Below are 14,991 nucleotides of genomic sequence, written 5' to 3' on the forward strand. Positions count from 1 at the left end.
GTGCTCCATTTTAATATATTATTCATATTACTGACTCGTCAAGCAAAAAGTCAATTAGCCCGATATTTAGAATACCATTATCATCATACCACCGTTTACTTATGTCTTTTCTGACTACAATTTTCGGGAAAGAATCACCGGTCAGAGAAAAAGGTATTATTTCGCTTGCCAGCTTTTCTTCGGTTGGCATGGCATAAGCCGATTGAATATAAACCTTCCTGTTACCTAAAGTTGCGATAAAATCAATCTCTCTTGATACCCGCACAGAGTTTCCGTTTTTATTTTGCTCTCTTGAAAAGACAATGCCTACATCAACGGCATAACCTCGTATAATCAATTCATTATAAAGGATATTTTCCATAATATGCGTCATTTCCTGCTGTCGGAAACCGATTCGTGCATTGCGCAGTCCTATATCTTCACAGTAATACTTGTTTGGAAAATCAAAATATGATTTTCCCCTTACATCATATCGTTTGCTCTCAGCAAACAAGAAGGCATCTTTTAAATGGTCAATGTATGCCTTGACAGTATTAGGAGACATACTCATCTGGTTTTTAGATTTCATTGTATTGGTTATTTTCCCCGGGTTGGTAAGTGAGCCTATGGATGAGCATAAAAGATCAATAATCTGTTCCAAAATATCCTGACGCTCGATTTTTTTGCGCTCCACAATGTCCTTGATGAAAACCTCCGAAAACAGAGATTGCAGGTAATTCATTTTGGCCGTGTCCGTTGGTCTGGAGAGAACAAGGGGCATCCCACCATAGAAAGCATAGGTATCAAATGCCTCGTTCTTGTCGCCACCGACAGCCGAATAAAATTCTGCGAAACTAAACGGATGAACGCGGATTTCATCACTCCTTCCCCGGAATTCGCTGAGAATGTCTTTAGAAAGCATTTTTGAGTTGCTTCCGGTAACATACACATCAAGATTGGAAAGTGATTTTAAATCGTTCAGAGCATCATAGAAGGTAATTGGTTTCCCAGTGGGGTTGTAAGGATTGGCTACCTCATCTGACATCTGAATCTCATCTATAAAAAGGTAGTAATTATCAGGTTTACCATCAACATGATTTCTTACATGATCAGAAAGCTCAAGAGGATTGCGAAAACGTATATCCTTTGCCAAATCAAGCTCAAAGGATAGGATGTGTTCTTCTCTGACACCGCTCTCCAATAAGTAATTCTTAAAAAGTGTACGCAGAAGATAAGACTTTCCGCATCTTCTGATTCCGGTTATAACCTTTACCTGGCCGTCCCATTGATAATCAATCAGCTGCTTTAAATATTTATCTCGTTTTATTTCCATGAACAACCTCCGGTGAAATGTTTTGACCTTAAGGGCTTAACTATTCATTATTATAACCAAAATTTTGAGAAAAATCAAGAGTTGACTGAAATTTATTGCCTTCACGGGCAACAAATTTTATAATATACCGATATTTTATATTTTTGCTTTGATTTATATAATCCAATTCCGCACATTATATGCTATTATACGTTATACATAGTGAAAGGAGGTTTCTTATGTCTGTAAGCTTACGGGATCAATATGATAAAATATACAGATATTGTTTTTTTAAGGTGAATAATAAAGAGATAGCAGAAGATTTGACGCAAGAAACTTTCTTGAAATATTTTGCTCAAACATCCTATATAAACAGAGGAAAGCCCCTTGCTTATCTTTATACTATAGCTAAAAATTTGTGTATTGATTTTTACAGAAGCAATAAAGGGGATCAGGAGCTTGATGAATCAGTATTGCGTAGTGATGATATTTCTGAGTTTGAAACAAATTATGATATAAAACAGGCGGTATCCGTATTGCCCGATGATTTGCAGGAGTTTCTTTTGCTTCGTTTCTCAAATGAACTTGGTATAGGTGAAATAGCAAGTATTATGGGAATTTCAAGATTTTCGGTTTATCGCAAGTTAAATAAAGCACTTGGCATGCTAAAAGCTATTTTAAGGGAGGAATAAATATGGACAATAATATAAAGAGAAAACTAAAATCAGTCTTTGAAGCTCCGATGCCGGCAAAAAAGGATGATTTTTTAAATCAATTAGACTATCCCAAAGCAAGCCGTCTTGATTTCATAAAGTCGCAGGCCGGATATATAAGAAAACAGGTATGGGTTTTATCATTGTTACTATTTATAGGTACGCTAATTTTAATGTATTATTTTGAAGTGTCTGATTCTGTTATCTGGATTTTGTCATCAGCCTTACCCTTTATTTCTCTGGTAAGCATAGGCGAAATTTTCAGAAGTATCACATACAATATGGACGAACTTGAAATGAGCTGCAAGCATAATTTTCTGGAAATAAGCCTTATTCGCTTTGGTATATTGGGATTAGCTAATCTTGCTGTCCTGATCAGCCTTTTGATTTTACTGGCGGGAAAAACTGATTTTGGCTTTTTCAGATTGGGACTGTATCTGACGACGCCGTACCTGCTGAACTGCTACGGCTCGATATTTGCTGTAAATCGCTTAAAAAACAGAGAGATAGTTTACGTTTGCGGTGTTGTTACGGCTTCCGTCAGCATATTAAATGCTTTGTTTACAACTCAAATAAACGATATTTACACAGATAAATATTGGTCCTTCTGGATTATATCATTTATCATTTTGGCTGTATTTAGTTATAAAGAGATTTTGAAACTGATTAAGAAAATGGAGGAATTAAAATGGAGCTTATCATTGACCGTTTAACCAAACAATATAAAAATAAGATTGCTGTTGACCGTATTTCTTTAACCTTGAACAAGGGTGTTTATGGACTGTTGGGTGCCAACGGCTCCGGAAAAACTACATTGATGCGAATGCTGTGCGGTGTTTTAAAACCCACAAGCGGAGAGGTGAAATTTAATGGAATCGATGTAAGTCAGGAAGAATACAGGGACTCTTTAGGATATTTACCTCAGGATTTTGGATATTATCCGGAATTTACAGCATACGAGTTTCTATTGTACATGGCAAGCTTAAAGGGGCTTGCAAAGCAAAGTGCCAAGGATAAAGCAAAGGAGCTTTTAGAGCTTGTGTCTCTTTCAGATTCTGCAAAAAAGAAAATTAAGACATATTCGGGCGGTATGAAGCAGCGCCTGGGAATTGCTCAGGCTATTTTAAACAATCCTAAAATTTTAATTTTGGATGAGCCTACCGCAGGTCTTGACCCCAAGGAGAGGGTGCGCTTCAGAAATCTTATTTCTCAGTTGGGTACGGATAGAATTATTTTGTTGTCTACACATATAGTATCCGATATTGAAAATATTGCCGGTATGATATTAATAATGAAAGATGGTCAGATTGTACATAAGGGCGGGCTGGACGAAATAATTAAGGCTATTGACGGACGGGTTTTTGAATGTACCGTTGATGCCGGGGAAGCGGGAAAGCTCATTTCAATGCATACAATTACTAATTTCAGACAAGAAAATGACAAAACATTTCTCCGTCTTATATGCGATAAAAGTCCATGTGAAAATGCCATCAGCGTAAAAGCAACCCTGGAGGATTTATATTTATACTATTTTAAGGAGGTCAATACAGATGAAAAGCTTTTTTAGGCTCATAGGGTTTGAATATAAAAAAATCTTTAAAAAGCGAAGCAACATTGTTATACTACTGATTGCTGTTTTCTTAACGGCGTTCAGCAGCCTTGGTCCATTGATGGGAAATTATTATATAAAAGGTGAAATATTTGAAAGTAATTATGAAGGTATGAAGAGGGACAGAGAATATATAAGAAGCTTGTCAGACAGGGAAGTAGGCAGCGATATACTTTCGGAAGCAATCGGTGCTTATTCCTTAATTCCGCCTACGGACGGCAAGTATACAGATACAGATGAATATCAGCGGTATGCACGACCCTACAGTGAAATTAATTATATTATCAGAAAGTCATACGGTATGAATGACTGGAAGGAAGTGAAATCACTTACCGGGAAAGATGTTAAAAGCTTCTATGATGTACGTCAAGGTGCTGTTGAAAGGAGCATAGAGGAAACAACCATGTCTCCCGCAGAGAAGTCAGCGTCGGTGAGCTTAAGCAGGCAGGTAAAAACCCCTTTTGCTTATTCGTACACAGGAGGATATACACGGTTTTTCTCACAAATGTATACAACTGCTATTTTAATCTGCTTTATATGCTCCATATGCATTGCTCCGTTATTTTCAGGTGAATACACTGATAAAACAGACAGTCTTATCCTATCATCTAAATATGGTAAAAACAAAGTTATACATGCAAAGCTGATTACGGGTATATCCTTTTCAGTTTTGTTAACTATTATGCTGACCATAGTATCCTATGTAACGGTAATGATGTTTTTCGGTCGGGAAGGAGGAGAAGCTCCGATACAAATTTTTCTGCCCCTTTCAATACATCCGTTTACAATAGTACAGGCTGCATTGCTGTATTTTACTATAGTATTGATGGGAAATTTGTTATCTGCTGCAATTGTTATGCTTTTATCCGCAAGGCTAAAATCCCCATTTATGGTGATGGTGATAATGACGGTAATTACGGTTTCGCCGATGTTTATAAATATATCTGAAAATACACTTTGGATATATCATTTGTTTAATCTTATTCCCGTAAATATGTTTTATCTCAGCAGGATTTTAGATAAATTTTCTATAGACTTATTTGGGCTGATTGTACAACCCTACGAAGTTACTGTTATCTTTTCTGTCGCATTAGGCATAATATTAATGCCGTTAGCATACAGTGGGTTCAAAAAACATAATTGATAGTAAAAAATTCATGGATACACATGAATTTTTTACTATCAATTATTTCTCAAATAATTTATTCAATTTTTTATCAAAAGTACACACTTCATATCCATTAACCTTATGATACGCATAAAGTAATGTGTCAACAAAGTCAATTTTTCTGTTGCTGAAAAGAACAAAAGCTTCTTTAACTACTTCTATATTATAAACATTAAGGTTTTCGTATTGCAAAAGATTTTTCATGCTTTTCCACCGTTGCATCCGCCCATGCTTCATTTTCTTTTACTTTTAATTCTTCATTTCTATATTTTGATAATGCACCTCGTACATTTTTCTTGTTTCCAATATATGTTTGAGTTGAATTATCATATGGCAGGATAATAATTTCTACTTCTTTATTTTTTAATTCTTCAGGTATATCTATTAATCCGGCTAACACATTACTATTTGCAATTTTCCGTACAAATTGCATAATTCATCAACTCCTTCAGCATTACTTTTATTAATATTATAACACGATAATAGATTTTTTTCCATTTATAATTTATATTTGAGAAAATATATAAGCTTACCGGCACAATGTACGCAAAGTATTTATAATAAAAAGTACCTTGACATCTGCCTAATTGGTTGCAGGAAGCTCTATTACAAATATGCTTCCTCCTCCTTCTCTGTCCTTTACGTATATTTTCCCCGAATGGGAGCTTATTATTTCCTTTGCGATGCTAAGTCCCAGTCCGTAGTGCTCCTTCTTGCTGCGGGAAGAGTCTTCTCTGAAAAATCTGTCAAATATCTTGTCTTTGTTTTCATCATTTATTCCGGTTCCTGTATCTGAAACATATATTGTAAGCTTTTTCCTGCCCAGAGAATATTCCAGTTCTACATTTCCGCCAAATGGCGTATAAAACAGCGCATTGTCAAGTATGGCACCCAACGCCTGATACAATCTTTGATAATCTCCGTTTAAAACCGGGATTGGACAGTCGGGTAAACTTATAGTAAGCTCTAGACCATTTGAAACGGCCAATGGAGTATAATGTTCATACAGGCTTAACAGCAGTGTCTGAACATCAAATTTTTCTGAATTCAAGGGCACAGCATTAATATCGGAGCTGGCAAGGGTCAGCAAATCATTTACAAGACGTGACATGCGTGTGCACTCGTGCTTTAAGGAGCTGATAAATTTATTGGTGTCTTCCTCATTCCTTGATTTCTCTAATGATGCTATGCTTAATCCCATAACAGTTACAGGTGATCTGAGTTCGTGAGAAGCAGAGGCAACAAATTCCATTTGTTGACGGTGACTTTTTTCTATTGGTTGTATTGCCTTGCCTGAGAACCACCAGCTAAAATAAAACATGATCACTGTTAAAAATAATATTGCTATAAAAAAAACAAGACGGGTATGTGCCATTGCGTCGTAATCCTGCTTTAAATCTCTCAATACTATAACACTTTGCCAGCCTGAATCCATAGGAACCACTGCTAAGGCAGCCTTGTATAATTCCTTGTGCTGCCCGGTAATTTCAAAGAAGATGCTGCTTACATTTATTATTGATTCCGGTTTAATCCTAGTGTTAAATCCATATTCAGACAGGGCTTTCTCCTGTACGTCAGCAATCAAGATATCTCGGGATGTAATTGTTTTATATGAGCCTCTGAAGGAAAGAGGATATTTTCCATCCTCTATATGTACAATAATTTTATTTCCTGCTTCAAGCTGTGAAAGCCACGCATTATCTATTATTTTATTGTCCTGAATTTTGTAAACTATGGAATTCAGGTTGTTTTTTACTATAGTTTCACCTTGGTTTTTTAATTGTGTTTCCGACAGGCTGAAATAAAACACACATATGGATATTAAGATAATTCCCATCCCGAGGGAGCAGATGAAGGTAAATTTGAGCCGCAGCTTTTTTATCATTTTGAAACCTCCAATATGTATCCTATTCCTCTTTTGGTTTTAATATTTAAATTACTTTTAACCGAATTGAGACGCTTCCTTAAAAAATGGATGTAGTTATCTAAATTGCCATCCTCTACGGGGGCATCCGGTCCCCATATTCTTGAAAGCAGGACTGATCTGGGCAGAATCTGATTTGGGTTGTTAATAAACATTTCCAACAGCTCACATTCCCTTTTAGATAAAAGGCATGTCTGATAAGTGCCCTTTAAACAGCATCTCCTGGTGTCAAGAGAAATGTCTGCCAGAGACAATATGCATGAGCTTTTCAATTGAAGGGATCTTCTGCTTACGGCTCTTATTCGTGCAATTAATTCATTGACATCAAAGGGCTTGACTAAGTAATCGTCGGCACCTGCATCAAGTCCTTCTATTCGGTTTCCTATACCGTCAAGAGCTGTAATCATAATAATATATACGCTGATGCCTAAGGCCCTGACCTTAGACAGTACATCCATACCGTTAACCTCCGGCAGCATCCTGTCCAATAAAATTATATCGTATGCTTCCTGCTTTATAAGGTGTATGCTGTCATAGCCGTTGTTGCATATATCAACCACATACCCTTCCTGACACAGGTTAAATTTCAGCAATTCACATAAATCATTATCATCTTCAACAATTAATATTCTCATAGCAAACCTCAACAATTAATTATATCTATCATTATACAACAATTAACTCTAAATAGTCTCTAAAAACCTTTGAGGATATTTAGAGATTTATATATTATAGTTAAATAAAACATGGTCGAGTGATAATTCGGGAGGAGTGTAATTTATGAAAAAAATAAAAAGTATAATAGCTTATATCTGCATAATTTGTTTTAGTTTAGTATTGCTTTCGTCTTGCAAAGATTCTGAAAGCAATGTTACAAAGGAAAATGTGCCACAAGCTGCAATGGGCAGGTATGTAGAAAAATACATAGAGGAATTAAGCTCTGAGGATGGAGGTATGGTGGCTTACACAGCAGTCAGGAATGACGGCACTATTGAATTTTATAAATATTACAGCGAAGAAAACGTGACAAAAGTTTACAGCACTGCGGACGGTATTAATTTTGAAAGAAAAGATGCAGAGCCATGGTATGCAGAAATACTCAATATGGGAAATTACCAAATAACAAAAATAGATTACGACAGTGAAGGAAACATTTATGTCCTTATCTTTGAAAATGAAGCGGAAAGCAGTTTGTTTAATAAAATTTTCAAGGTAACTTCTGACAATGAAATCCATGAAATAGATATGGAGTGGAGGGAAACAGATGTAGAGGATTTGAAGGTATATATAACGGATATGACGGTAACTGCGGAAGATGAATTGATGATAAATCAATCACTAAGGGGTATTTTACATTATACAGATGAAGGCAAATACTTAGGTCAATACGGCTCTTCTTCGGACGGTATATACACTGTTTCGGATAATTATATTTATAATTTTGACGCACGACAGCTTAAAATCAATGTGTACAATATAGAAACCCATGAAATGACGAGAGAAATTCCATTGGATGAAATGACAGGAGAAATTCCTTTGGGTGAAATGATATTAGGCTTAAAGCTGTCTCCCGGGAAGGATGGATCAATATATATAACAGACAGAAGCGGAGTATATAAAATGGTAGAGGATGGAGTAATATTAGAAAAAATAATTGACGGTGAATTAACCTCATTGGGTATACCTTCACTGCATTTCTCAGCCATATTGGAGGGCATAAACGGAGAGTTTTACATTCCATATTCGGACAGAGAACAGAATACATCGGTTGCAAAATATGAATTTGACGAAAATGTGTCTACAATGCCAAGCATGGAGTTAACCGTCTATACTCTGGAGGAAAACAATACATTGAGACAAACGGCAGGAGAGCTGCAAAATAAATATCCTGATTTCAAGGTTAATATAAAGGTTGGTCTGGATGGTGACACCTCCGTAACAAAGACCGACGCCATAAAGCAGTTAAACGGAGAGTTATTGGGAGGAAAGGGACCCGATTTGATACTTTTAGACGGATTATCTGTTGAATCATATATACAAAAGGGCGTATTGGCTGATTTGTCGGATATAGTAAATGCATATATGAAGGATGAGAAGCTATTGTCCGCTGTGATAAATACATATGCAAATGACGGGAAATATCCCGTTATACCCACAAAATTTCATATGCCGCTTATTTGGATAGATGAGGAATACAAGGATTATATGAAAAATTTAGATACATTAATTGAGTTTGTACAAGAAAAAAAAGATAAGCCTGTACTTGGTTATTTTGAGCCGGATGATTTAATAACGACATTTAGTTATACATGCTTTCCAGAATGGATAAACGAAGGAAAAGAAATTAACCGGCAGGAATTAACGAAATTTCTTCAGAATATGAAAATTTTGTATGACAACAGGGGTGACCTTACCGGAAGTGACGGAAAGGCATTTGCTTGGGCATTTAATAAGACATACGGATGCTATTCCTTATTAAAAGGGTATCAATCATATGTTATAGAAAATCTTGCACAGGATAAAAGACAAGGGGGAATTCCTTTGTTTCTGCCGGGACAGGTTGAAAAAAGCTTTGTTCCCGTGAATTGCATAGGTGTAAACAATAATTCTTCAAATATAGATATTTCTAAAGAATTTGTAAGCCTGATGTTGTCGGAAGCAGTTCAGAAGGCACCAATAAGTGACGGATTTCCCGTAAATTTAGATGCACTGGAATACGGAGCCTTAGGAACAGGCAATGAAAATATGTATTATATGGTTAGCGGACCCGGCGAAGAAATTTTAGAAGGAGTACCTCCTTCACGAGAGAAATTAGAGGTTATAAAGGAACTGTGCCACAAGGTTGAAACTCCTTCTGTACCGGATGAAGTGTTGATTGAGATAATAATTGAAAATTCAAAGGAATATTTTGAGGGAGCAATAACGGTTGAAGATGCTGTTGAAAAAATCAAGGAAAAATCAAAATTATATTTATCGGAATAGCAAAAAAGAATCATTGACGGGATGGATGTTTATACTTCCAAGCTTGGCGGGAGTCAGTATATTTTATCTGATTCCCTTTGCCGATGTGGTAAGAAGGTCTGTGACAGAAGGTATGGGGGTCAGATTTGTGGGTCTCAGGAATTACATCACTGTTTTGGAAAATGAGGCATTTTTACTTGCGTCAGCAAACACAATTAAATTTATGCTGCTGTGCATTCCGTTGCTGCTTATTTTTTCTTTGCTGTTCGGAGTTATAATTAAGAGCTTAAATGGAAAAGCCGGTATATACAAAACGGCTTTTCTCGTTCCTCTTGCTGTTCCTGTTGCATCAATTGTTTTAATGTGGAGATTTCTGTTTCACGAGAACGGATTTTTCAGCATGCTGGCTGTGAGCATTTTAGGCAATCCAATAGATTTCATGAACACGGACCTGGCGGTATATGTGCTGATTATAAGCTATTTATGGAAAAATACAGGCTATGATATGATTTTATGGATAGCAGGGCTATCCGGCATACCATCAAGCCTGTATGAAGCAGCATCTGTAGACGGGGCAGGAAGGTTCAAACAGTTTTTTTACATAACATTGCCAAATCTAAGGGGCATGCTTTTTATAATATTTATCCTGTCTGTAATTAATTCCTTTAAGGTTTTCAGAGAAGCCTACCTCATAGGAGGTAATTATCCTCATACGAGCATGTATATGCTGCAGCATTTATTTAACAATTGGTTTGTTGCTCTGGATATAGAAAAATTATGTGCAGGTGCTGTAATCATATCCATAGCCACATCTGCATTGATTATATTTTTTAGAAACTCCATACAGGGAGGTAAGTAAATGAAGTTTAAAAATAAAATTGTACATATAATTCTTATTTTATTCTGCTTGTTGTTCATTTTACCTCTGCTGATGATTTTTTCCGGATCCTTTGAAAATCAAAGTCAACTGACAGAAAATCTTGAGCCTGTATTTAAAAGCGTAAATTCAGAAAGCAAAGCCAGGTGGTATGTAATTCCCATGTATCCCACTTTAAAATCCTATGTGGAGATATTGTTTGATTCGCCTGAATTTTTCATTATGTTCTGGAATTCATGCAAGTTAGTTTTTCCGATACTTTTGGGACAGCTTATTGTTAACACTCCCGCAGCATGGGGGTTTGCAAGATATGACTTCAAATGGAAAAATACATTGTTTACTTTGTACATAGTATTAATGCTTATGCCCTTTCAGTCTACCATGGTTTCAAATTATATCGTGCTGAATTATCTGAAGCTTTTAAATACACGGAGCGGAATCATTTTTCCCGCAATATTTTCAACATTATCGGTGTTCATAATGTACAGGTTTTTCAAGGGGATTCCAAAGACTGTCATAGAGGCTGCACGAATGGATGGAGCAGGTGAATTTCAAATATTTGTAACAATTGGGATACCAATGGGTGCACCGGGTATTGCTTCCGCAATGGTATTGGGATTTTTGGAATATTGGAGTATGATTGAGCAGCCCCTGGCATTTTTGGAGGATAAGACTCTATGGCCATTATCTCTCTACACGCCCGACATAACACCTGAGCTTACGGGTGTGTACCTGGTATCCTCGGTGATAATACTTATTCCAACCCTTTTGATATTTTTAACAGGTCAGAAGTATCTGGAGAAAGGAATTCAAGCTTCGGGATTAAAGGAATAGGAGGAGACATGCAAAAAAAATACATAAAGGCACTTATTTCATTTTTTATAATAATATTCATTCTTACAATTTTGTCCCGTGTGGCGGATTCTGTTACCGTAGCTGTGGTAATGGTTCAGACACCTCGCAGGGGAAGCATAAATCATGAGATTGTAATAGAAGGAAGCATTGAAGCCTCAGGAAAAAATAAAATAAAAATACAAGAGGGGTTCAGGATAGACGCAATATATGCAGAAAGAGGTCAAAGAGTGGCTAAGGGGGATAAACTGCTATACCTCGGCAAGGAAGAAATAGAAAAGCAATTATCCAGGCTGCAGATTGAAATTGAAATTTTAGAGCTTAATAGGCAAAACATTGAGCTTCAGACCTATGAAAATATTTATGAGGAGGAAATAAAAAGGGCACAGATAGCATTGGACAGGGCACTGAATGACAGAGATATAAATATTCAGATAAACGGAGTGGAGCTGGAAAGTGATAAGAGAGCTGTGGAGGATGCGGAAATCTCCCTGAATTTAGCTGTAAAGCAAAAAGAGAAGCAGGATGCTAAAAATGAAGAAGATCTCAGGAAGAATGAGAATGAAAAGAAGCGGTTAGAACTGGAGCTTCAGATGAAAAGGAATGAATACAAGGATATCGAAGAATTGAATAAGGTTGATAATATTGTGTATGCTGAGGAAGATGGCATAGTTGATGAAATTTATGTAAAAGAAGGAGAAAAAACAACAGGAGGTGAAGTAATATCAATTATAGATTCAGGTGCGGAATATATCTTTACGGGTAAAGCAGATGCTGAAAAGGCAAAATATATGAAAGCGGGAGATACGATAAGTATTAAACTCAGCGGCAAGACCATATCCATCGATAATGTGGAAATAAAATCAATAATTCCGGAACCGGAAGACAGCACCGTAAAAATAACAGCTGTGATTCCTGAAAATTCAAATATTTCTCCTGGTATGAGTGCAACTGCCAGACACATATACAGTACGGATGAATATCCCAGGATTATTCCCATAAGGGCACTGCGAAACGATAATGGACAATACTATGTATTGGCTGTTGAGGAAAAGAATACAGTTATGGGTAAGGAAAAGATATCTTACAGAGTAAATGTGGAGGTTGCTGATAAAAACGACAGCCTTGCGGCAATCAGCTCTGTAGGTAATGAAGAAATAATAATAAAAAGTAATAAGCCCATATCAGAGGGCGAAAGAGTCAGAGTAGAAAAATGAATAGAATAATCAGAGAATACAAAAAAGAAGCCCTGATATTTTTGCTTTTATTTATCGCATATACTATGTGGATGTATGCACTTTTTATAAATGAGCAGGTAACAAGCTGTTATTCAGGTTCAAGCTACCGCTTGGAATCAAATCCGATAAAAGTTAATGAATTTAATCAAATAAACGAAAAGGTGAATGAAGGAAAATCAAGTGCAAAGAATATAACGGGATGGTTTCAAATAAATAATGAAACAATAACTGATGACAGAGATATATCCATAAGCTCCGATGTTATATATGTATTTGGAAATGTTCCATATGAATTGGGGGTCACGTCTGAATACAGCTGTGCAATTTCTTCAGACAAGGCATATGAGCTGTGGAATTCATATAACGTGGAGGGTGAATATGTGCGGATAGGCAATGTTAAATACAAGGTTTTATCCGTGCTTCACGGCATGTCAGACATCATTATTGTAAATGCCAACGGTCAGTCAGCATTAAGGGATGCTGAAATTACTGCATTGGAGGTTGAAATCAATGAAGATGATTTTTGGTCACCGGAAGTATTTGAATATGAAAATTTCATAGAAAGTGATATTATAGTAAGCTATACCGAAATAACAGGCATTTTGAGCTCTGTTTCTTTACTGCCTGCGTACGGTATTTTTTTGGCAGCATTGGCTAAGCTGGTATTTGAAATTATACAAAACAGAAAAAATATACCATACATTTTTATACTTTCTGCAATAGGCTTAATCTGGATTATTATCAATGTAAAAATATTTCAGCTTAATTTTTATATTCCTGAAAGTATGATACCTGACAAGTGGTCAAACTTCGGATTCTGGACAAGCAAGATAAACAGTTTTAGGGGATATTTGAGGGATGTAGCATTGATGAAATCTTATTATCCAGATCTGCATATAAAATCTATGACTGATTCTATACTTATTTATTCAGTTCTATCCGCAGTAATATTTTTGTTTTCTGCCAGGATGCTTAAAATCAGAACGGAAAACAAATTAATTGTAACAGAGCTTGTTATAATTATAATTTCGTTGTTGTCTTTTCTTGTATCCTACATAAATAATATTGCCGCCAAAACCTCAAATATTTACTGGATGGGGATTCCCGGATATATTTTAATCAACTATGTTGTTAATAATCTTAATATTAAGTATAAGTCTTTTAAGGATGTGATAAAATGTCTTCAATAATCCTGAAAAATATATCTAAACAATATTACCATGACAGCTATGCCGTGAGGGATTTGAGCTTAGAAATAAAACACAAAGAATTCATTGTCCTGGTCGGACCGTCAGGATGCGGCAAATCTACAACTTTGAGAATGATAGCAGGTCTTGAAGAAATAACAGAGGGGAGTATGTACATAGATGAAAGGGAAGTAAACAGCGTTGAAGCAAAGGACAGAAACATAGCCATAGTATTTCAGGACTATGCCTTGTATCCTCATATGAATGTATATAACAACATGGCTTTTGGACTTAAGATGAAGAAAATAAAAAGAAATGAAATAAAAGATAAGATAGAAAAAACAACTGAGATACTTGATATAAAAAATCTGCTTTACAGATATCCATCTCAATTGTCAGGGGGAGAAAAGCAAAGGGTGGCGTTGGGTAGAGCCATGGTTAAAGAGCCCAAGGTCTTTTTATTGGATGAGCCTCTGTCTAATTTAGATGCAGGTCTTAAAGCAAGAATGAGACTTGAGATTATGGAGCTCCACAAAAAACTTGATGCCACGTTCATATATGTTACCCACGATCAGACGGAGGCAATGACAATGGCCGACAGAATAGCAGTTATGAAGGACGGTTTAGTAATGCAATTTGATACGCCTAGCAACATATACAACAAACCGGATAATATATTTGTGGCAAAATTTATAGGCTCTCCTCAGATGAATGTCTTTGAAGTATATGTGCAATGCGGTAAAAACGGAGTTTCAATTGTGAAGGATGGGGAGGCTGTTTCTGTAAATAATGCAGACACCGAGAGAATAAAAAAATACAGTAATAAAAAGATACTTGCGGGAGTCAGGCCCGAGCATATAAAAATACATAATGATAATAATTCAGCGGAAAATTTTTTAAGCGCAAAGCTTTATATAAAAGAAAATTTAGGACATGAGATATATTATCATTTCAATTCAGGAAAGGATAACAGCGATATAATAGTAAGAACAATACCTGAAATGGATGTTGTGAATAATCATGAATATAGGCTCTGGATCAATCCCGAAAAAATGCATTTTTTTGATGCGGAAAACGGAAATAGAATCTGATAAAAAGCTTTCTTATTTTCCTTGCGGAAATTTATAAATTATAGTACAATGAAAGAGAACATAAGTTCGATGGTGATAAA

15 protein-coding genes are annotated in these 14,991 nt (G+C 36.0%); 10 read left to right on the top strand and 5 right to left on the bottom strand.

Annotated features, from left to right (window positions below):
* Nucleotides 1-22: 22 nt before the first annotated feature.
* Nucleotides 23-1,312 carry an ATP-binding protein gene (locus HZF24_RS06215; RefSeq protein WP_179237430.1) on the bottom strand — a complete coding sequence of 430 codons (1,290 nt, stop codon included), beginning with the start codon at nt 1,310-1,312 and terminating at the stop codon, nt 23-25.
* A gap of 218 nt (nt 1,313-1,530) precedes the next feature.
* Between HZF24_RS06215 and HZF24_RS06220 the strand changes: the two genes are divergently transcribed.
* The 4 genes from HZF24_RS06220 to HZF24_RS06235 are packed head-to-tail and all read left to right on the top strand — an operon-like array spanning nt 1,531 to nt 4,757.
* Nucleotides 1,531-1,983 carry an RNA polymerase sigma factor gene (locus tag HZF24_RS06220; protein ID WP_179237431.1) on the top strand — a complete coding sequence of 151 codons (453 nt, stop codon included), beginning with the start codon at nt 1,531-1,533 and terminating at the stop codon, nt 1,981-1,983.
* 2 nt (nt 1,984-1,985) lie between these two features.
* On the top strand, nt 1,986-2,717 hold the full coding sequence (locus tag HZF24_RS06225) for a hypothetical protein (RefSeq protein WP_179237432.1): 732 nt from the start codon (nt 1,986-1,988) through the stop codon (nt 2,715-2,717).
* Complete coding sequence (locus HZF24_RS06230) at nt 2,693-3,571, top strand: ABC transporter ATP-binding protein (RefSeq protein ID WP_179237433.1); 879 nt, start codon at nt 2,693-2,695, stop codon at nt 3,569-3,571. Before HZF24_RS06225 ends, HZF24_RS06230 begins: the two co-directional genes overlap by 25 nt.
* The gene (locus tag HZF24_RS06235; protein WP_179237434.1) at nt 3,555-4,757 is read left to right on the top strand and encodes an ABC transporter permease family protein; all 1,203 of its coding nucleotides are present in this window, start codon (nt 3,555-3,557) and stop codon (nt 4,755-4,757) included. The genes HZF24_RS06230 and HZF24_RS06235 overlap by 17 nt, the downstream gene beginning before the upstream one ends.
* Nucleotides 4,758-4,799: 42 nt before the next feature.
* Here the strand turns inward: HZF24_RS06235 and HZF24_RS06240 are convergent, their stop codons facing one another.
* The 4 genes from HZF24_RS06240 to HZF24_RS06255 form a co-directional block, all read right to left on the bottom strand.
* Entirely contained in the window at nt 4,800-4,985 is a 186-nt protein-coding gene (locus tag HZF24_RS06240; RefSeq protein ID WP_179237435.1) for a hypothetical protein, read from the bottom strand.
* The gene (locus HZF24_RS06245) at nt 4,954-5,214 is read right to left on the bottom strand and encodes a hypothetical protein (protein ID WP_179237436.1); all 261 of its coding nucleotides are present in this window, start codon (nt 5,212-5,214) and stop codon (nt 4,954-4,956) included. The genes HZF24_RS06240 and HZF24_RS06245 overlap by 32 nt, the downstream gene beginning before the upstream one ends.
* 150 nt (nt 5,215-5,364) lie before the next feature.
* Nucleotides 5,365-6,666, bottom strand: a complete 1,302-nt coding sequence (locus HZF24_RS06250; protein ID WP_179237437.1) for a sensor histidine kinase — start codon at nt 6,664-6,666, stop codon at nt 5,365-5,367.
* Entirely contained in the window at nt 6,663-7,340 is a 678-nt protein-coding gene (locus tag HZF24_RS06255; protein ID WP_179237438.1) for a response regulator transcription factor, read from the bottom strand. Before HZF24_RS06255 ends, HZF24_RS06250 begins: the two co-directional genes overlap by 4 nt.
* A gap of 145 nt (nt 7,341-7,485) precedes the next feature.
* On the opposite strand from HZF24_RS06255, the gene HZF24_RS06260 reads away from it, so the two are divergent.
* The 6 genes from HZF24_RS06260 to HZF24_RS06285 are packed head-to-tail and all read left to right on the top strand — an operon-like array spanning nt 7,486 to nt 14,911.
* Entirely contained in the window at nt 7,486-9,687 is a 2,202-nt protein-coding gene (locus tag HZF24_RS06260) for an ABC transporter substrate-binding protein (protein ID WP_179237439.1), read from the top strand.
* On the top strand, nt 9,638-10,525 hold the full coding sequence (locus tag HZF24_RS06265) for a carbohydrate ABC transporter permease (protein ID WP_179237440.1): 888 nt from the start codon (nt 9,638-9,640) through the stop codon (nt 10,523-10,525). The genes HZF24_RS06260 and HZF24_RS06265 overlap by 50 nt, the downstream gene beginning before the upstream one ends.
* Nucleotides 10,526-11,377: a carbohydrate ABC transporter permease gene (locus HZF24_RS06270; RefSeq protein WP_179237441.1), complete on the top strand. Its 852-nt coding sequence runs from the start codon at nt 10,526-10,528 to the stop codon at nt 11,375-11,377.
* A gap of 8 nt (nt 11,378-11,385) precedes the next feature.
* A complete protein-coding gene (locus tag HZF24_RS06275; protein WP_179237442.1) occupies nt 11,386-12,612 on the top strand; it encodes an efflux RND transporter periplasmic adaptor subunit in 1,227 nt (408 codons plus the stop codon).
* Entirely contained in the window at nt 12,609-13,823 is a 1,215-nt protein-coding gene (locus HZF24_RS06280) for a hypothetical protein (RefSeq protein ID WP_179237443.1), read from the top strand. Before HZF24_RS06275 ends, HZF24_RS06280 begins: the two co-directional genes overlap by 4 nt.
* On the top strand, nt 13,811-14,911 hold the full coding sequence (locus tag HZF24_RS06285; protein WP_179237444.1) for an ABC transporter ATP-binding protein: 1,101 nt from the start codon (nt 13,811-13,813) through the stop codon (nt 14,909-14,911). The genes HZF24_RS06280 and HZF24_RS06285 overlap by 13 nt, the downstream gene beginning before the upstream one ends.
* The last annotated feature ends 80 nt before the right edge of the window (nt 14,912-14,991 follow it).

The organism is Sedimentibacter hydroxybenzoicus DSM 7310, assembly GCF_013403245.1.
GTDB classification, from domain to species: domain Bacteria; phylum Bacillota; class Clostridia; order Tissierellales; family Sedimentibacteraceae; genus Sedimentibacter; species Sedimentibacter hydroxybenzoicus.